Raw genomic sequence first — 15,898 nt, forward strand, 5'->3', positions numbered from 1 at the left:
GATGATGCAGGATTTTCTGACCGCGCCTATAGGGCTCTAGGAACTGAGTTTTTAGCGACTGTTTTGAGAGATCAGTGAACAGGACCCTCCGGTTCGAATCCCCAACGTCAACGATGACATGAAAATACTCGCTAACMCAATAATTCTTGGCTGCCATTTGCTTCTCGGAGAGGAACTTACGATGACTGTATTTCTTTCAGTACGCGAAAAGTTCTAACGATGGCAAGCAATCGGAGCATCTTCGACCAGTTGCTCGACAAGTACGATGCAGCCCTTGCCGAGGCATTCTTTCAGGGTATCGATGCGATCACATCGCAGGTCACCCTTCGCGTCGTGGTTGAACGCCTTGAGCGTGGCGACGTCGCCGGTGCGATCGAGGCAATCCAACTTGATCGGGATGCATTCTCCGCGTTGGAACTGGCACTTGCCGAAGCCTACAACTCGGGCGGAATCAGTCTGGTCGAGAACCTGCCGAAACTGAAAGACCCTGAGGGCAATCGTGTGATCTTCCGCTTCGGTGTCCGCAATCCGGAGGGTGAGGCTTTCCTTCGCGATCATTCGGCGCAGCTCGTGACCCGCATCGTTGACGATCAGCGTGTCGCGATCCGCCAGGCACTTGAGACCGGGCTTTCGGATGGCAGGAACCCCCGATCGACTGCGCTTGATGTGGTTGGCCGGATCAACAGGGTTTCTGGCAAGCGCGAAGGTGGCATTATCGGCCTCACGTCGCCGCAGGAGCGTTTTGTCGCCTCGGCGCGTGGCGAACTGCTTTCGGGCGATACATCTCTTCTACGCAACTACCTGACCAGGCAGCGCCGGGACAAACGCTTCGACGCTACCGTGTTGAAGGCGATCAAAGAGGGCAAGCCGATCCCTGCCGAGACGGTGGCACGGATGACAGGGCGCTATTCAGACCGATTGCTTCAGCTTCGCGGCGAAATGCTTGCCCGTACCGAAACCATGACAGCGCTCGGCACTGCCAGGCAGAACGCGATGCGCCAGCAGATCGATAACGGCAAGGTTGCTGCATCTGATGTCCAGAAGATCTGGCGATCGGCCGGTGATGGGCGGGTACGCCATACCCATCGCGTTCTTAACGGCAAGGCAGTCGAGATCGACGGCGTGTTTCAAAGCGTGTCCGGCGCTGTTCTTCGTTATCCTGGTGATCCGCAGGCGCCCGTCAGCGAGATATCCGGCTGCCGCTGCCATATGGAATACAAGGTGGATTACCTTGCTTCAGTCGTTCGCGGTTACGGGATAATCTGATGGCAAAGCTTTCGTTCAGTGCCCAGGTCGCAGCCTTCGCCGAGAAGATACCCGGTGCAGTTGAGGCAATATTCAAGGAATCGGTGCAAGAGGTTGTTTCCGAGATGCAAACCCCCATCGCTGCCGGCGGCCGGATGCGAGTTGATACAGGATTTTTGCGGGCATCGCTCATGGCTTCGACTGCTTCGATGCCTGCCATCAGTTCGAACAAAAAGCCGGTCGACGGTCAGAAATACGCTTACGACGGAGGTTCGATCGAGGCGGTGATCCTTGGTGCCGATGTCAATGACACGCTCTATATCGGTTACACCGCTGCTTATGCCGGACATCGCGAATACGGGGTGAACGGGCAAGCGCCCGATGCTTTTGTCCGATCAGCGGTTCAGCGTTGGGACAGCATCGTTGAGGCGAAGGCGAACGAACTCAAACGTCGCCTGGGGCTTTAATAGCAACATTCCTGTCGCTGTCGTCATCCATCGCCTTGAGCAAACCCATCTGCAGTAGGACCAAGGCCTGCCTGGCAGCTTTCAGGCTGGTATCGCCGCGAACGGTTTGACCTTCCTCTCCGCCAAGGGCGAGGAGAGCGGCATACAACCGGTCGTAGGCTTGCTCATCATTCAGTTTATCGGCCATTGCCGGAAGGATTACCACGATGGCCGCAACTGTTGAAGCCACAATCGCTGAGATCCTGTTCGCGCGGCTTACCTCATTGGTAATATCGCCGGTACTGCCCGTGTCCTATCCCGGCTTGGCATTCACGCCTCCGGCGAACGCTGCCTATCTCAAGGCCGATTTCATTCCGAACCGGACCGACAACCTCGGCTTGGCGAACGATGCGAAGGCACGTCATCAGGGCATCATTCAGGTCATGGCAATCTATCCGGTCGGGCAGGGCGTCATAAAGCCGACGAACACAGCCGGGCTCGTCGCGGCACACTTCGCCAAGGGGACGATCCTCTACGGTTCCGGCGTCAAGCTGAAGGTCTATGCGAAACCCTCTGTCGGCGCTCCCATGATCGAGCCTGACAAGGTGAACGTTCCGGTCACCATCCTCTATCGAAGCTTTAACTGAAACCCGGACACTCCGGTCTAACCCGCCCCGTTCGGGGTTTTCATGAAAGGAAATACCCATGGCCATTACCACGGCAACAGGTGCGAAATATTACATCGGCGGGACAACCGCCATCGACTACACCACGGATGCCGGCGCAATCGCCGCGTTCGAAGCCCTGACATGGATTGAAGTCAAGGAAGTCGAAGACGGCGGCGAGTTCGGCGACGAATCTGCCGACGTGACATTCCAGTCCCTTGGTGACGGTCGTGTTCGCCACCTCAAGGGGGCACGCGATGCAGGAACGATTGCTCTCGTGGTCGGTGATGATCCGCTGGACGCAGGTCAGGTCGCCATGCGTGCGGCCGAAAAGACGAAGTTCCAGTACAACTTCAAGGTCGAGTACGAAGACGCACCAAGCGATCTCTATGACAACAGCGTGGATTATTTCCGCGGCTTGGTCATGTCGGCCCGCAAGAACGTCGGTACCGGCGACAATGTGCTTCGCCGCACGTTCTCGATCGGCATCTCGACCAAGATCCTGACGGTCGACGCCGCCCTCGCTTAATCCAATATGGCCGGTTAACCGCCGGCCACTTTCCCAACGGAGTTTCACATGACATTCGATATTGCCGCATTCGACAAAGAAGTCTCGTTCGACTTCGATCAGCCGTTCCAACTCGAAATCCTCCATCCGATCTCGGGTGAAAAGACCGGCCTTGTCGTCGGCGTTTGCTCCTATCGTTCCGAACGGGTGAAGCGCGTGCAGCGCCGTCTCTCAAATGCCGCCATTCGTGAGGGCAAGAAGAACCCGAAGAAGGTCGGCACAGCCGAAGAGATCGAAGAAAAGACCAATGAAATTGTGGCTGCTGCTACGGTATCATGGAACATGACGCGCGAAGGCGTTGCGATCGAATGCACTGCGGATGCAGTACTCGATATCATCAGTCAGCCGAAATATTTCTTCATTGCCGAGCAGATCGACAAAGCCGCGGACGAAGACGCGCATTTCACGAAGCCCTCGCCGAAGAACTGATCAGCTTCGCGAGGGCGCATTTCGCTCCCCGCCGCAAGAATGATCCAATCCCGGATCCGCCTGACTATACGGATTATATCTGGGATTGGTTCGTGGCGTTGCACAACACCCGATCGAAGGGATTCGTGCCCAATCCGATCAGTTTCCTCGATATCGAAGCATTCTGTCGGTTGACCGGTGCCATCATTTCGCCCTGGGAACTATCGGTGATTCTTCGAATGGATCAGGCCGTCTTGGCGGTGATGAGCAAATCGGGCGGACAGGTAGCCGGTGACGCTCCGGCTTCGGAAGCGGACGTACAGGAAGCCAAACTCCGGATCAGGGGCGCAGCCACGGAACGCCGAGCCGTCAAGCGGGCATGATCTCAGAGATATCCGAGTATCCTGCAGTTGTTCACGACACCCATGGCGACTTCGTTGGCCTTCAGTTGCTCGTTGATGCTGATACCCTTGCAGAACTCTCTTACCTTCTCCGGATGAGAGCGATCGGTCTGCGCCAGCCGGAATAGTTCATCCTCTGCGCCGGCACGTCGTTCGGACCGCTCTTTTCGGGTTGCATAATCCTGATATTGCGTAAATCCGAAATATCCGCCGCCAGCGATCACCACGACGCAAGCGACAGCGATCAAACCCTTCAACCAACCTTCCATGATTTCCCCTCTCCGCAATGGAGCGGGAAGATATCGCACGATTATCCGAAAGGTAAAGCCCGATGCCAGACATTGCCACATTGGGCGTAGAAGCCAAAGCCAATGGCATCGAACAGACCGCGAAGGCACTCGACCGGCTAACCGCCGCCGCTGAACGCGTCGAAGCCGCTACTTCAGCAATCGGGCCATCTTCCAGCAAAGCGGGCGCTGTGGCTTCCCAAGCGGCTAACGCACATACATCCGCCCTGGTCGAGGAAGCTTCGGCTGCAAACAAGACTGCTGCTGCGGTCMGTATGTATGCGGCTGCAAACCAGAATGCGGCGTCGACCGTCACAAAGCTGACCGGCGCGCAACGCTCTCTCGCCGGGCAGACCGGAAACGTTGCGTCACAGCTTAACGATATCGGCGTCCAGTTGGCCTCGGGTACTTCGCCATGGTTGATAGCGATCCAACAGGGTACGCAGTTGAACCAGATATTCGGCGGACAGGGTTTGCGCGGGGTCCTCGGCGCCGTTGGCGGTGCTTTCGCGTCGGTATTGAGCCCTGCCAGCCTATTGACGCTCGGTCTTATCGCTGCCGGTGGCGCTGCGATCCAGTATTTCTCAAGCCTTTTGTCGAGCGGTCCAGCCGCGGAGGAAACGCTGAAGAAGCAGCAGGATCTTCTCGACCGGACAGCCAAGGCATGGGGCGATGCTGTTCCCGCTCTCCAGGCTTATGTTGACCAGCTCGAGCGCGCGCGGAACGTTGGCGACCTGAAGGATGTTCTTGCCGAGCGGACCAGCGCGACGCTTGCCGATATCAAGGGCTCACTCGAAAAGTTCTCGTCCGACAATACAGACATCATCGGCATCCTGAACATGTCGGCGAACAGTGCGCAGGCACCGCTGCATGATCTCGGCGTTGCCTATGTCGGTCTGCAGCAGAAGGTTACGGCCGGTATCGCGACTGCCGATGACTTCCAGCGTGTCCAGGGTGAGGCAACCAAAGCCGCTGCCACGACGGGATTTGAGGAAATCGGTACGTTTGCAACGGCGTTCGAAACTCTTTCTGGTTCCGTTCGCGGCGCTTTGGCCGTATTGGCGCAGTTCGGCAGTCAGGCCGGCAAGCAATTGAACACGGCTGCAAGCCTTCAATCGGATATTCAGAACCGAACGACGGCGGCAAGCCAGACGTTCATTGACGAGAATGGCAACACCCGGGCAGTCCGCAACTTCGTTCCGGGCAGTCCAGCGGTTCCCGAAGAACGTCCTTCGACCGAAAGCATGTATCCGGGCGGCACATGGACCAAGCCGAAAAAGGCAAAGTCATCGGAGGACGTCTATGCAAACGCCCTTCAGTCGATGAAAGCTCGTACCAAGGCGATCGAGGCTGAAACCACGGCGCAGGCGGGTTTAAACCCGTTGATCAACGATTATGGCTTCTCTGTCGCCAAGGCCAAAGCGTCGGCTGACCTTCTCAATGCTGCTGAGAAGGAAAAGAAGGCGATCACGCCGGAACTCAATGCGCAGATCAAAGAGACCGCAACATCCTTGGCAGCCGCAACCGCTGCTCAGAACCAGCAGACCGAGGCAACAAAAAAGGCTAAAGAAGCGATGGACGATGCGAAGGACGCGACAAGCGGCTTCCTGTCCGACCTGCGTTCCGGTTTGGAGAGCGGCGAGGGTCTGTGGAAATCCTTTGGTGATGCCGCATTGAACGTCATCAATAAGATCGTTGACAAGCTTCAGGACGATCTCGTCAACTCCCTGTTCGCTGCCAATCAGGCGGGAGGCGGAGGGGGCGCCCTCGGCTTCCTCGGCAAGTTGTTCGGTGACGGGTCCTCGTTCAAGGTGACGCCAGGCGCGGGGCTGTTCGATTCGGGCGGTTATACCGGCAATGGTGCGGCCAACCAGGCCGCGGGCATCGTTCATGGCGGCGAGTATGTCTTCTCCAAGAAGGCGACTTCCCGCATCGGTGTCGGCAATCTGGAAGCAATGCACAACCGGGCAAAGGGATACGCATCTGGCGGCTATGTCGCTCCGGTGACGCCATCGGCCAATCAGAACAGCCCGGCATCCAACAGTAATGCTTGTGTCGCGATCGACATCAACGTCTCTGTCGATGATGACGGCAAGCTCGTCGTCATTGCCAAACAGGCGGGGTCGGAAGCCGGGGCTCAACAGGCGGATGCGCGCGTCAAGACGTTCAGCAAGCGGGAACTGCCTGATCGCTTGAATGAGATCAAAATGGCACCGAGGAAGCGTTAAAGATGGCGATTACCTATCCATACGCTCTTTCGGTGCTGGCCGATCAGCTCGATATCGAGTCCGTGACCTGGGACATCCAGCGCAATGATGAATTGTCCGGTACCGGCGACGGGCGGGTCTGGCAGGCTGAACTTGCGCCGCCGCTCTGGACTGGCGACGTCAAACTGAACACCGGCGACAGCAACGATTTGAAGCAGATAGCGGCGCGTGTTCGCAAACTGCATGGCGCTCAAGAACTGTTTTATCTCTACGATCCGCTGTCGAAATACCCGCAAGCGGATCCTGACGGTTCGATTCTCGGCGCGGCGGCGGTGCGGATCAACAGCATCGGTACCGGTGGGCGCACGATCAGCCTGAAGGGATTGCCGGCAGGATATGTCCTGACCCTCGCCGACAAGCTGCAGATCGCCTATGCGACGTCACCTGTCCGCAATGCCTTCCTCGAGGTGTCCGACGATATCGTGACGGCAAGCGGTGGCGGCATAACCTCCGAATTCGAAGTGTTCCCGAATGCTCCGACCGGCGTTGCGGTGAATGACGTCGTGACGCTGGCAAAGCCCGCCTGCAAGGTTTTCATCTCGCCGGGCACATCGAACCCAGGGTCAGGGGCAGGGCTCTTGACCTCGGGTGCCGGTTTCAAAGTGATCGAGAAGCGATAAATGAAAGACATCAGCGCTGAAATGGCGGCTGCGCTAGCGGCTGCTCGGGATCAAGGCTTGGTTCCTCGCCAGTTCATTTTGGTGGAGGCAATCGATCGTTCGACCGGTCTGCCCTTTGATCGCGGCTTCTGGTCTGGCGACGATGTAATCACAATCGGCGTTCCCGATCGCAATACCGGCGTCATCGTCAATCATGACTTCATCGGCGCGCAGAACCTCAACATCGGGCCTATTCCTCGCGTCTCCGACCTGACCATCCAGACCGTGACCGTCGACCTGTCTCAAATCGCCATAGCGGTCCAGGAGATCGCGCGGGAATACGATCTGCGGCTCGCCAAGGCTGACATATACGAAGTCACGTTCGACCCTTTGACGAAGATCGCATCGGCTAACCCGGAAGTCGTCTTCATGGGCGAGGTCAACGGCAATCCGTTCGATACGCCGGCCGTCGGCGACGAAGGCTCGATCCAGCTCGAATTGAACTCGGATGCGATCAGTATGTTGAACCGCACCAATCCGAGCAAGAGTTCGTTCGAAGGACAGAAGCGGCGCAGCGGCGATGAGTGGGGGCTTTATTCAAGCACTCTGTCGTCATGGAACGTACCTTGGGGGCAGAAGGCGTCATGATCGAACTTACCCGTCTGCCGAACTGGCGTTCCCGCTTCGAAGCCGCCATTGATGAGATCAAGTTCGTTCCGTTCGATTGGTCTGAACAGCACGATTGCGGGCCCGGTCTCGCCGGTCGGCTGGTCTATGCCATCACTGGCGAAGACCTGACAGTCAAATATCAGGGCAAGTACAAGACGGCGGCGGGCGCTCTCAAGGTCATGAAAAAGGCAGGGTTCGACAACCTTGCCGATCTGGTCGCTTCGTTCCTGCCGGAAATTCACCCGTCTGAAGCCAGCCTCGGCGATATCGTCGCCTATGAGATGGACAGCCCGTTCGGGTTTGCGCTCGGCGTCGTTAATGGTGAGCGCGTGTTCGTGCTTCGCCCCGAAGGTGTCGGAACTATGGATCTGCTCAAAGCCAAGAGAGCCTTCAAGGTCGGATAATGAAAAGCATTGGTATTTTCCTGACCGCGGCATGGTTCATGTTGGCGGGGCTTTCGCTCGCCCATGCGGAGCCAATCACGATTGCCTTGTTCGGCGCCGCATTCGCTGCCACGACGGCAGGCGCGGTCGTAACCTACCTGATCGGCGCGGGCATAGCCTATGGCGTTTCCCTGCTCTCGCAGGCGCTCTTTGGGGAGCAGGAACAGGCAGCGCAGACGCAAGGCGTCAAGCTTACCGTCCAGATGGGCGACGACAAGCCGATGTCGTTCACAGCCGGGACAACCGCGACCTCGGGCAAGCGTAAATACATCGGCGCGTGGGGCAAGGACGGCAAGACGCCGAACGCCTATCTGACCGATGTCGTTGAGATCGGGAATATTCCCGCGCCTGGTCAGCCCGCGTTCTGGGTTGTCGACCAAAAAGTTACTGTCCTCTGGGGTGAAACACCGGTCGAGCAGGGTTATCCGGTTCTGGAGTTCCGCAAAGACGGCAAGGACTATCTCTGGTTCAAGTATTACGATGGCACGCAAACAGCGGCCGATACGTTCCTGCTGGCCAAGTTCAGCACGGATCCGGACCGCCCGTACAAGTCAACGATGATCGGCCGCGGCTGCCCTTATTTCATCGCGACGGCACGCCTCAATCAGGACTTGTTCCCGAACCAGCCGACCTATCTTTGCGAAGCTCCGGTTACCGCTTGGTATGACGTCCGCAAGGATTCGACCGCTGGCGGTTCCGGCTCACATCGTTGGGACAACCGCGCGACATGGGAGCCTTCCGATAATCCTGTCGTTCTGATTTATAACTTCATCCGCGGCGTCTATTACGGCACTGAATGGATATATGGCGGTCAAAACCTTCGGGCTTTTCGCTTACCCGCTTCGAACTGGATGGTTGCGGCGAATGAATGCGACCGGCTGATCCCGCTTGCCGGTGGCGGTTCGGAAAAGCAGTTCCGCTGCGGTACCGAGATCAACTGCGATATGGTGCCGCTCGACGTCATCGATAAGCTGAAGAAGGCTTGCAACGGTCGTATCGCCGAGGTTGGCGGTGTCTTCAAGATGTTGGTTGGCGCACCTGGCGCCGCTGTCTATTCGTTCAGCGATGATGACATCCTTGTCACCAAGGGTCAGAACTTCACGCCGTTTCCCGGCCTCGATGCCACCTATAACGGGATTGAGGCTACCTATCCGGAACCGCTTGAGAAATGGGCAACGAAGGATGCGCCGGCACGCTATTCGACTGATCTGGAATCAGCAGATGGTAACCGTCGTCTCGCTTCGGGCGTAACCTTCGAAGCTGTTCCTTTCCCGGTTCAGGTCCAGCGGCTGATGAAACTGCTGATCGAGGAAGATCGGCGCTTCCGTGTCCATTCGTTCTACCTTCCGCCGGATGCCTGGACGCTTGAGCCGAATGACGTTGTTTCGTGGACATCGGTTCGGAACGGCTACAGCAACAAGAAATTTCTTGTTGTCCGGATAGATGGTGAGCGCAGCTTCAATCAGCTCGTCGTTCTGAAGGAAATCGATCCGTCCGACTATGACTGGTCGACTGATGAACAGGTTCCGGTTTCTGTTGGTCCGGTCGGTCCTATCGTTAATCCCTCCCATCCGATGTTCGGCTGGCAGGCTCTTCCTGCTACGCTGGATGATGGCAGCGGTCCGCGCCGCCCGACGATCGAGGTGTTCTATGCCGGCGATCAAGACGGTGTCGATCGGATCCGTGTCCAGGTTTATCAGAAGGATACCGGTGGACTATGGTTCGATGGCGAGATGCCCTATGGCGCGCCGCTCGATGAGCAGTATTCGACCAAGCTTGTCGCTGTCTTCACGCCGAACACCGACTATCAGGTTCGCGGCATCTTCATCTCGAATATCGGCAAGAACTTCACCTGGTCTGATCTGATCGATGTGACCACGGATGATGTTCGGCTCGGCGAGGGCGATGTCTTCCTTCCCGGCATGGTCGATTCAGTGCTTGCCAGCCTGAACGGCAAACTCGACTGGATTGCACAGTCCCTTTCATTCGACAGGGATGAGCGCGCGCGGATAATAGCTCTTGCCGCCGAATCCAGTGCGCAATCGTTTGACGATATAAAGCTGATCACCGCGACCGTCGGGGACTTCAGCGCGTCGTTCTCGCAACAGATAACCGTCGTTGCATCCGATACCGCGGCAATGGTTCTGCAGGTCACGCAATTGACCGCAGAGGTGCATGATCCAGTGACCGGCCTTGATGCCATCGCTCAGATCACAAATACGAACTCGGCATCGATCACCACGATAAACGGCACGCTGACGGCTGTTTCGAGTTCTGTGAGCGCATTGACTGCGACGGTCGGCAATTTCTCTGCCAACGGTCTATTCAGGACAACGGTTGAGGCAACTGCTGCCGGGGCGCTGGCAACGATCGGGTTCAGTGTTTCGGCCACTGGTCTCGGGGCTACGTCTCAGGCTGCGTTCTTCCTGAGTGCCATTGCCGGCGGAACAAGTGAGTTCGGCATCACGGCCGACACGTTCTATGTCGTCAATGGTGCCACCAAGCGCCGCCCGTTTATCATCAGCGGCGGTGTGCTGTTTGCTGATGAACTGAGGGTCAACACGCTCTCTGCTCTGTCTGCAACGTTGGGCGCCGTCGATATCAGCTCGGCCGTCATCGGCTCGCTGATCGTTGGAACATCAAACCTCGGCATTGATTCTGTATCTCAAAGTGATGTGTCGCCAACTGTCAATCTTAATCCCGGTAGTGGACAAATATCTTACGATAGAACGCTGAACATGCTGGCGGCGAACCGCTCGATGATCCAGCTCAATATCGATTTGTCGTACAACTATAATTCCAGCGGGGGCGATCCCTCGATAACCGTTACCAACCTCACGACTGGTGTTGTTGTGCTTTCCAAAGGTTTCGGACACTTCGGCTCCGGCCTGGCTCGCATCGTAGATACACTATTTTTCAACGGTCAGAATGCGGTAGGCAACAACACATTCCGGATTACTCAGAACCCTGGAGGAACCGCGGGCCTAACCGACGTTAGAAACGTCAAGCTGACCTCCCTTTGGTGGAACCGCTGATCCAGGCGGGCCGCACTTCAACGCTCAACCCTGCATAAAGCCCGCTCGATCGCGGGAAGGAGAACCCATGTCCGAACGTATCCAGATCGCACCTGAAGCCGCACTCAATGAAGCAATGGCTCTCAATGAGTTCTATCGCAACAGGTCGCTTGTCCTGGCGCAGGAAATCCAGCGGCTAAACGGCGAACTTCAGATCGCAGTAACCGGCCTTGCCGAGGTGAGGGAAGAGCTTGCCAAGTTCGCGCCGCCCGAGGCACCGAAGCCGGGCGGAAAGGCAAACTGATGGCCGACAATCCAGACTACCAAGTCGGCACGATCGCGATCACGACCGGCACCAAGGCGCTTACAGGCGTCTTGACGCTGTGGACAACGGCCGGGCTTGAGAAGGGCGATCAGTTCGGCGTTGATGGCTACCCGCTCGCGCGGATCGATACCGTCGACAGCGACGGCGGGATCACCCTGCTCGACAACTGGCGTGGGCCGACGCTTGCTGCGGGCACGCCGTATTTCATTCGGTATCAGGCAGATTCCCGCTTTATCGCGCTTCTGACGCAGGTTCGGAAATTGCTTAGCCAGCCGATCTTGACGGCGTTCTCCGGGCTCACTGCCGCCGCTGACAAGCTGCCGTATTTCACTGGCGCAAGCACCATGGCGCTTGTTGATTTTAAGACTTGGGCGCGGTCGTTTCTCGGTCTGACAATGGCGGCTGACAAGCTTCCATACGGCACCGGCGCGAACACCATGGATTTGGTTGATTTCAAAGCTTGGGCACGTTCGATGCTTGGCCTGACGCCAGCAGCCAACAAGGGCGTCTATTTCACAAGCGGTACCGCCGCAGCCTTGTTCGATCTAACGGCGGCCGGGCGTGCTTTAGCGGGCGCGGCTGACGCGGCTGCGCAAAAGACTGCGCTCTCACTTGTCAAAGCGGACGTTGGCCTTGGAAACGTCGACAATACAACCGATGCGAACAAGCCGGTTTCGACGGCACAGGCGGCGGCGCTTGCCGGTAAGCAAGCAGCGCTTGGATATACGCCGATCAATCCTAACGGCTCCATTCCCATGACCAGCGGGCTTGGATTGGCCTCACCCAATAACAACGTTTATCAGCTTGACGCGGCCGGAAGCGTATCGATCACAAATGGCGGCGGTGTTCTTTATAGCGTGGGGTCGGGTCTCCTCATCGTCAATGACTTCAATAACGGGGGCGTCGGCGTCTTCGCTTGCGGCGGCGGACAGGTGGGTATGATAGCCAATGTTGGCGGTACGTTTTCGCCAGGCACCCCCAACCAAGCAGGATTTACAAACGTCTTCTATGAGTCGTCGTTTGGGCGTTACCAGGTCCAGAATGTGCGGGGTGGCACGGTCGCCTATGGCATTCTTTTTCTTCGCACCCGCCCGGCAACATAAAGGTCAAAGCAAATGACATACACGATAGAAGATTTTACGCCTGTCGATGGGGAAGCCAACCAGTGGATGCACGTAACTGACGGGTTGTTCGTTGGGCGCGAAGCGCAGACGGTTGAAAGCTTGGTCGCGGAAGCAAATGCACCTTTCGTTCTTGCCATTTCCAGCGAAGCCGTCAATGTTGAAAGGCGGCGTCGCATCGAGGCCGGTAAGATCATTGACGGAATGAAGATCACCGGCCGGGAAGAAGATGCCCGCAATCTGCAAGCGCTTTTCAGTGTGGCCCAACTCCGTATGGCCAGCGGCGATACGAGCACCACGACGCTGTTTCGCGATGGCGACAATGCCGATCATGACCTAACGTCGGCACAGATCATCAATCTCTTCCTGCAATCTTCGGCATTCGTATCGGATGTCTATGCCGCCTCGTGGGCGCTTAAGGCCCTCGATCCTATCCCGGCCGACTTTGCCGATGACACCAACTGGCCTTCGACAGGTCTGTAAAAAGCCCGATCTACCGTACCGCAAGTGACGATAGACCGGGCCGCTTTGCTGTCTCGGCAGAGGCCAGCGCCTGCAGAATACCGGCAATCTCCGAAAAGGAAATAACCATGCGTCTCATAGACGACTGGCGATCTGTGCTGCGCAAAGCGTGGTCGGTGCGCCTGATCCTGCTTGCCGGTCTGCTGTCCGGCATTGAGGCCGCTCTTCCGTTGCTCGACGGCCTTCTACCAATCCCGCAGCGCCTGTTTGCCGTACTGACCCTCTTTGCGGTCGCCGCTGCCTTCGTTGCCCGCCTCATCGCTCAAAACAATCTGAAAGGTAATGAAGATGCCAATCAACAAGATCAGGTCAAGCAGCCGCGCAAAGGCCGCCATCGCCGCAGTTATTTTATCCGCTTCTGCCACTGGCTGGTTAGCGTTTTTCTCCCCTGACCGGATCACTCCGGCAAGCGTTCATGCGGCGATCGAGCAGGGCATCACGCCTCCGGCCGTCGAACTGGCTGTCAATAAACTGATCATTCCTTGGGAAGGTCTAGTTCTCCAGTCCCATTGGGACAGCTTCGCCAAAATCTGGGATATCTGCTACGGCGAGACCCGGATCAACGGCAAGCCTGTTACAGCCGGAATGAGCTTCACGCCGGCAGAGTGCCTGGCCATGCTGAAGGTTCGTGTCATCAATGACTATTACCTTCCGCTGGTTGACGGTGTGAAAGGCTATGTCGAGGCTCCTGTGTCATTGCAGGCCTCTCTTCTTTCCGGTGCCTACAACTTCGGTGTTTCGGCTGCCAAACGATCGACAGCGGCGAGTCTTACCACGGCAGGCAAATACCGACAAGCCTGTGAAGCCCAGACGGCGTTCAACCGTGCCGGCGGTCGCATCGTCAATGGCTTAGTCCTACGTCGTGAGATGGGCGACAAGGAGCGCCTTGGTGAAGCCGAACTATGCGTTTCGGGGCTCTAGCCGATGGGTATCCTCGAATCCATCAAAGCCGCCGTATTTGGTGCGCTTGGCGCTGCAGCGTCTTTTTTCCTCATGCTTGGCATTTATGAGGGTGTGCCTCTCATACGAGACATTCCCTTCATTGGTTCCATCCCCGTCATTGGCGAGCTTGCAACGGGCAGGGTGGCAAGCGAGTCCGCCAAGGCCGCAGCGGCTGCACGGGCCGGATACGTCCAACTCTCCGAAATAACTGCCCTGAATGCACAGCTTGACCGTGAAAGACAAAACACGCTCAGGGCGGCGCAACTTCAGGACCAAGCACAACAGCGTGCAGCAGTGGCAGCAGCAGCGAAGAAGGTGACAGATGACAAACTTGAAGAGACTATTCGCGGCGACACTACTCCCGGCAGCACTTGGACTGCTGATGACGATCAGTGGGTGCGAGACCATCGAACAAAAGCAAACTAAGCAGGTAATCGCGGCAGCTACCATTCAAGGTATGTTGGCAGCACGGCCTTTTGTACCAAAGAAGCCGGCGGAGTGCGAAAGGCATATGCTTCGCGTCTATCCGCAGATCGGTGACAAAAACCGTTCCACGCAATACCGCTGGCTCTACAATGCTGACCTTATTGATGCGCAGATCGATCGGTGCAACCGCTTCATGGATGATTGGGCAAAGGCGCAATGATGGTCGATCTCTCACTCAATGACATCTACAAGTCGATCGGAGCGCTCACTGCCGAAGTGCAGGGGCTTCGCCGTGACATGGAGGCGTCGGAACGGCGGGCCTTTGCCGAGAACCGCGAAGCCGATGAAAAGCGCGCGATTGTTCATCGGAGGATGGACGATATCGTCAACGAAGTCGGCGACATCAAGACCGATATCGCCACCATCACTGACCAGGTCAAGGATAGCAAAAAAGTCACTGACCAGGTGAAGCAATGGCGGGCCGTGGGGTTGGGTGGACTAGGCGTCGTCGGGATTGCCTGCACGGCACTCGGTATCAGCCTTGCCAGCTCGATCGAGTGGATTTCAAAAATATTTCACAAATGATAGTTGGGGATCTGGTCGTTGATTTACTTCTTGCCTTCTAAGATGATGAGACTAGAATCCTATTTGGCAGGATACGTTGGAGTTCTCTTGGGCTTCTCTGAAATATGGGAAGCAGTCGAAGCGACGGTTGTCCACTGGATGACAGCCTACAAGCGCCCGATGGTAACAAGGCCAAGGCCTGCCGCCTATATTTTGTACCCGTAGAACTGAAATATTGATTTCTGGTCCGCTGTTAAATCACCGTCGGCGACGTGCCAAGGCAACAAGGTCACGCCTTGATTGCGTTGTTCGTTGTCGAAATGAGCGATACGCGGTTTGAGCGATTTGGCGGGCGTGAGGTCCCAGTTTTTTGCATTCTGAGTGTTTGCGGCGTTGTAAAAGGCGCTCGCTACAATATCCGCCATCTGAAGGCCGGCACTCCTGTTGTGTTCGATCACATCTATCAACCTGTGGTCCAACACGGAGAATCGTGGGGTACGTGTCTTCTGAAACATCGTTCCCTTAGATGACTGGATAGAGAGAAGTTCCGCGTAAGTTTCAACATGTCTGTAGGAGTGACCGCCGCGACGGCTGAACACGAGCTTAACTTTTCGAGGCTCTGAGTGGTCGATGATCGATCGCCGCTCTATCCACTGGGAAACGCGCTCCAGCAATATTCGAGTGCAATAGTTGTAGAACCAGTTGTTGGGATGCTTTGACCATGCTTCGGCGCGGTGATTTCGGTACTGTCTCATATTTTTCTTATTGGAGACGACCACGAATGCCCGAATGTCCTCCTTGGCCAGTTCTGAGCAAGCTAGGGAGCGGTGCCAAGGCTTTAGATGGCGATAGTGGAGGTCAGGCCGTTGTCTTGCGGCTACCAACTGCCTGATACGCTTCACATACTCAACCGTGTTGGCCTCTTTGTCCGCTTTGATGACTACGCATCCAACAGTGAACCATTCCGTACCGCCAACTGCGTCGAT

General features: G+C 56.8%; 22 protein-coding genes. 19 read left to right on the forward strand and 3 right to left on the reverse strand.

All coding sequences use genetic code 11. The annotated features are described in order from the left end of the window. Nucleotides 1-219 precede the first annotated feature (219 nt). A complete protein-coding gene (locus ACXJ5O_RS06435) occupies nucleotides 220-1,266 on the forward strand; it encodes a phage minor head protein (protein ID WP_457299165.1) in 1,047 nt (348 codons plus the stop codon). Next, the gene (locus ACXJ5O_RS06440) at nucleotides 1,266-1,712 is read left to right on the forward strand and encodes an HK97 gp10 family phage protein (protein ID WP_457299166.1); all 447 of its coding nucleotides are present in this window, start codon (nucleotides 1,266-1,268) and stop codon (nucleotides 1,710-1,712) included. The genes ACXJ5O_RS06435 and ACXJ5O_RS06440 overlap by 1 nt, the downstream gene beginning before the upstream one ends. Here the strand turns inward: ACXJ5O_RS06440 and ACXJ5O_RS06445 are convergent. Continuing rightward, on the reverse strand, nucleotides 1,690-1,899 hold the full coding sequence (locus tag ACXJ5O_RS06445) for a hypothetical protein (RefSeq protein ID WP_457299167.1): 210 nt from the start codon (nucleotides 1,897-1,899) through the stop codon (nucleotides 1,690-1,692). The genes ACXJ5O_RS06440 and ACXJ5O_RS06445 overlap by 23 nt on opposite strands. A 19-nt stretch (nucleotides 1,900-1,918) precedes the next feature. Here ACXJ5O_RS06445 and ACXJ5O_RS06450 point away from each other — a divergent pair, with 19 nt between their 5' ends. From ACXJ5O_RS06450 to ACXJ5O_RS06465, 4 genes are read left to right on the forward strand one after another with little or no spacing between them, the layout of a single operon-like run. Continuing rightward, nucleotides 1,919-2,338: a phage tail terminator-like protein gene (locus ACXJ5O_RS06450; RefSeq protein WP_457299168.1), complete on the forward strand. Its 420-nt coding sequence runs from the start codon at nucleotides 1,919-1,921 to the stop codon at nucleotides 2,336-2,338. A gap of 58 nt (nucleotides 2,339-2,396) precedes the next feature. Beyond that, a complete protein-coding gene (locus ACXJ5O_RS06455; protein WP_457299169.1) occupies nucleotides 2,397-2,885 on the forward strand; it encodes a phage tail tube protein in 489 nt (162 codons plus the stop codon). A gap of 48 nt (nucleotides 2,886-2,933) precedes the next feature. Beyond that, nucleotides 2,934-3,353 (forward strand): hypothetical protein, encoded by a 420-nt coding sequence (locus ACXJ5O_RS06460; RefSeq protein WP_457299170.1) that lies wholly within the window; start codon nucleotides 2,934-2,936, stop codon nucleotides 3,351-3,353. Then, a complete protein-coding gene (locus ACXJ5O_RS06465) occupies nucleotides 3,353-3,715 on the forward strand; it encodes a phage tail assembly chaperone (RefSeq protein ID WP_457299186.1) in 363 nt (120 codons plus the stop codon). Before ACXJ5O_RS06460 ends, ACXJ5O_RS06465 begins: the two co-directional genes overlap by 1 nt. Before the next feature lie 2 nt (nucleotides 3,716-3,717). Here ACXJ5O_RS06465 and ACXJ5O_RS06470 read toward each other — a convergent pair whose 3' ends face one another. Next, nucleotides 3,718-4,002, reverse strand: a complete 285-nt coding sequence (locus tag ACXJ5O_RS06470) for a hypothetical protein (RefSeq protein WP_457299171.1) — start codon at nucleotides 4,000-4,002, stop codon at nucleotides 3,718-3,720. A 62-nt stretch (nucleotides 4,003-4,064) separates the two neighbouring features. Between ACXJ5O_RS06470 and ACXJ5O_RS06475 the strand changes: the two genes are divergently transcribed. From ACXJ5O_RS06475 to ACXJ5O_RS06535, 13 genes are all read left to right on the forward strand, one after another. Further along, complete coding sequence (locus ACXJ5O_RS06475) at nucleotides 4,065-6,248, forward strand: phage tail length tape measure family protein (RefSeq protein ID WP_457299172.1); 2,184 nt, start codon at nucleotides 4,065-4,067, stop codon at nucleotides 6,246-6,248. 2 nt (nucleotides 6,249-6,250) lie between these two features. Next, nucleotides 6,251-6,907: a hypothetical protein gene (locus ACXJ5O_RS06480; RefSeq protein ID WP_457299173.1), complete on the forward strand. Its 657-nt coding sequence runs from the start codon at nucleotides 6,251-6,253 to the stop codon at nucleotides 6,905-6,907. Next, complete coding sequence (locus tag ACXJ5O_RS06485) at nucleotides 6,908-7,534, forward strand: hypothetical protein (RefSeq protein ID WP_457299174.1); 627 nt, start codon at nucleotides 6,908-6,910, stop codon at nucleotides 7,532-7,534. Continuing rightward, nucleotides 7,531-7,959, forward strand: a complete 429-nt coding sequence (locus ACXJ5O_RS06490; protein WP_457299175.1) for a DUF6950 family protein — start codon at nucleotides 7,531-7,533, stop codon at nucleotides 7,957-7,959. The genes ACXJ5O_RS06485 and ACXJ5O_RS06490 overlap by 4 nt, the downstream gene beginning before the upstream one ends. Further along, the gene (locus tag ACXJ5O_RS06495) at nucleotides 7,959-11,033 is read left to right on the forward strand and encodes a phage tail protein (RefSeq protein WP_457299176.1); all 3,075 of its coding nucleotides are present in this window, start codon (nucleotides 7,959-7,961) and stop codon (nucleotides 11,031-11,033) included. The genes ACXJ5O_RS06490 and ACXJ5O_RS06495 overlap by 1 nt, the downstream gene beginning before the upstream one ends. 67 nt (nucleotides 11,034-11,100) lie before the next feature. Then, complete coding sequence (locus ACXJ5O_RS06500) at nucleotides 11,101-11,316, forward strand: hypothetical protein (protein ID WP_457299177.1); 216 nt, start codon at nucleotides 11,101-11,103, stop codon at nucleotides 11,314-11,316. Further along, entirely contained in the window at nucleotides 11,316-12,440 is a 1,125-nt protein-coding gene (locus ACXJ5O_RS06505; protein WP_457299178.1) for a hypothetical protein, read from the forward strand. Before ACXJ5O_RS06500 ends, ACXJ5O_RS06505 begins: the two co-directional genes overlap by 1 nt. 12 nt (nucleotides 12,441-12,452) lie before the next feature. Further along, nucleotides 12,453-12,941, forward strand: coding sequence for a DUF4376 domain-containing protein (locus ACXJ5O_RS06510; protein ID WP_457299179.1), 489 nt, complete (start codon nucleotides 12,453-12,455; stop codon nucleotides 12,939-12,941). Between the two features lie 107 nt (nucleotides 12,942-13,048). Further along, nucleotides 13,049-13,372 carry a DUF7940 domain-containing protein gene (locus ACXJ5O_RS06515; protein ID WP_457299180.1) on the forward strand — a complete coding sequence of 108 codons (324 nt, stop codon included), beginning with the start codon at nucleotides 13,049-13,051 and terminating at the stop codon, nucleotides 13,370-13,372. Further along, complete coding sequence (locus ACXJ5O_RS06520) at nucleotides 13,269-13,901, forward strand: lysozyme (RefSeq protein WP_457299181.1); 633 nt, start codon at nucleotides 13,269-13,271, stop codon at nucleotides 13,899-13,901. Before ACXJ5O_RS06515 ends, ACXJ5O_RS06520 begins: the two co-directional genes overlap by 104 nt. A 3-nt stretch (nucleotides 13,902-13,904) precedes the next feature. Further along, on the forward strand, nucleotides 13,905-14,348 hold the full coding sequence (locus tag ACXJ5O_RS06525; RefSeq protein ID WP_457299182.1) for a hypothetical protein: 444 nt from the start codon (nucleotides 13,905-13,907) through the stop codon (nucleotides 14,346-14,348). A gap of 85 nt (nucleotides 14,349-14,433) precedes the next feature. After that, on the forward strand, nucleotides 14,434-14,568 hold the full coding sequence (locus ACXJ5O_RS06530) for a hypothetical protein (RefSeq protein WP_457299183.1): 135 nt from the start codon (nucleotides 14,434-14,436) through the stop codon (nucleotides 14,566-14,568). Continuing rightward, on the forward strand, nucleotides 14,565-14,933 hold the full coding sequence (locus tag ACXJ5O_RS06535) for a DUF1515 family protein (RefSeq protein ID WP_457299184.1): 369 nt from the start codon (nucleotides 14,565-14,567) through the stop codon (nucleotides 14,931-14,933). Before ACXJ5O_RS06530 ends, ACXJ5O_RS06535 begins: the two co-directional genes overlap by 4 nt. A gap of 185 nt (nucleotides 14,934-15,118) precedes the next feature. On the opposite strand, the gene ACXJ5O_RS06540 is transcribed toward ACXJ5O_RS06535, so the two are convergent. After that, a partial coding sequence (locus tag ACXJ5O_RS06540; RefSeq protein WP_457299185.1) for a DUF3800 domain-containing protein occupies nucleotides 15,119-15,898 on the reverse strand: 780 nt, incomplete at its 5' end.

This window comes from Phyllobacterium sp. P5_D12 (genome assembly GCF_054049495.1).

Coding starts and splice junctions, on each gene's coding strand:
- ACXJ5O_RS06435 (WP_457299165.1), top strand. CDS start 220: ATGGCAAGCAATCGGAGCATCTTCGACCAGTTGCTCGACAAGTACGAT.
- ACXJ5O_RS06440 (WP_457299166.1), top strand. CDS start 1,266: ATGGCAAAGCTTTCGTTCAGTGCCCAGGTCGCAGCCTTCGCCGAGAAG.
- ACXJ5O_RS06445 (WP_457299167.1), bottom strand. CDS start 1,899: ATGGCCGATAAACTGAATGATGAGCAAGCCTACGACCGGTTGTATGCC.
- ACXJ5O_RS06450 (WP_457299168.1), top strand. CDS start 1,919: ATGGCCGCAACTGTTGAAGCCACAATCGCTGAGATCCTGTTCGCGCGG.
- ACXJ5O_RS06455 (WP_457299169.1), top strand. CDS start 2,397: ATGGCCATTACCACGGCAACAGGTGCGAAATATTACATCGGCGGGACA.
- ACXJ5O_RS06460 (WP_457299170.1), top strand. CDS start 2,934: ATGACATTCGATATTGCCGCATTCGACAAAGAAGTCTCGTTCGACTTC.
- ACXJ5O_RS06470 (WP_457299171.1), bottom strand. CDS start 4,002: ATGGAAGGTTGGTTGAAGGGTTTGATCGCTGTCGCTTGCGTCGTGGTG.
- ACXJ5O_RS06480 (WP_457299173.1), top strand. CDS start 6,251: ATGGCGATTACCTATCCATACGCTCTTTCGGTGCTGGCCGATCAGCTC.
- ACXJ5O_RS06485 (WP_457299174.1), top strand. CDS start 6,908: ATGAAAGACATCAGCGCTGAAATGGCGGCTGCGCTAGCGGCTGCTCGG.
- ACXJ5O_RS06490 (WP_457299175.1), top strand. CDS start 7,531: ATGATCGAACTTACCCGTCTGCCGAACTGGCGTTCCCGCTTCGAAGCC.
- ACXJ5O_RS06495 (WP_457299176.1), top strand. CDS start 7,959: ATGAAAAGCATTGGTATTTTCCTGACCGCGGCATGGTTCATGTTGGCG.
- ACXJ5O_RS06500 (WP_457299177.1), top strand. CDS start 11,101: ATGTCCGAACGTATCCAGATCGCACCTGAAGCCGCACTCAATGAAGCA.
- ACXJ5O_RS06505 (WP_457299178.1), top strand. CDS start 11,316: ATGGCCGACAATCCAGACTACCAAGTCGGCACGATCGCGATCACGACC.
- ACXJ5O_RS06510 (WP_457299179.1), top strand. CDS start 12,453: ATGACATACACGATAGAAGATTTTACGCCTGTCGATGGGGAAGCCAAC.
- ACXJ5O_RS06515 (WP_457299180.1), top strand. CDS start 13,049: ATGCGTCTCATAGACGACTGGCGATCTGTGCTGCGCAAAGCGTGGTCG.
- ACXJ5O_RS06520 (WP_457299181.1), top strand. CDS start 13,269: ATGCCAATCAACAAGATCAGGTCAAGCAGCCGCGCAAAGGCCGCCATC.
- ACXJ5O_RS06525 (WP_457299182.1), top strand. CDS start 13,905: ATGGGTATCCTCGAATCCATCAAAGCCGCCGTATTTGGTGCGCTTGGC.
- ACXJ5O_RS06530 (WP_457299183.1), top strand. CDS start 14,434: ATGCTTCGCGTCTATCCGCAGATCGGTGACAAAAACCGTTCCACGCAA.
- ACXJ5O_RS06535 (WP_457299184.1), top strand. CDS start 14,565: ATGATGGTCGATCTCTCACTCAATGACATCTACAAGTCGATCGGAGCG.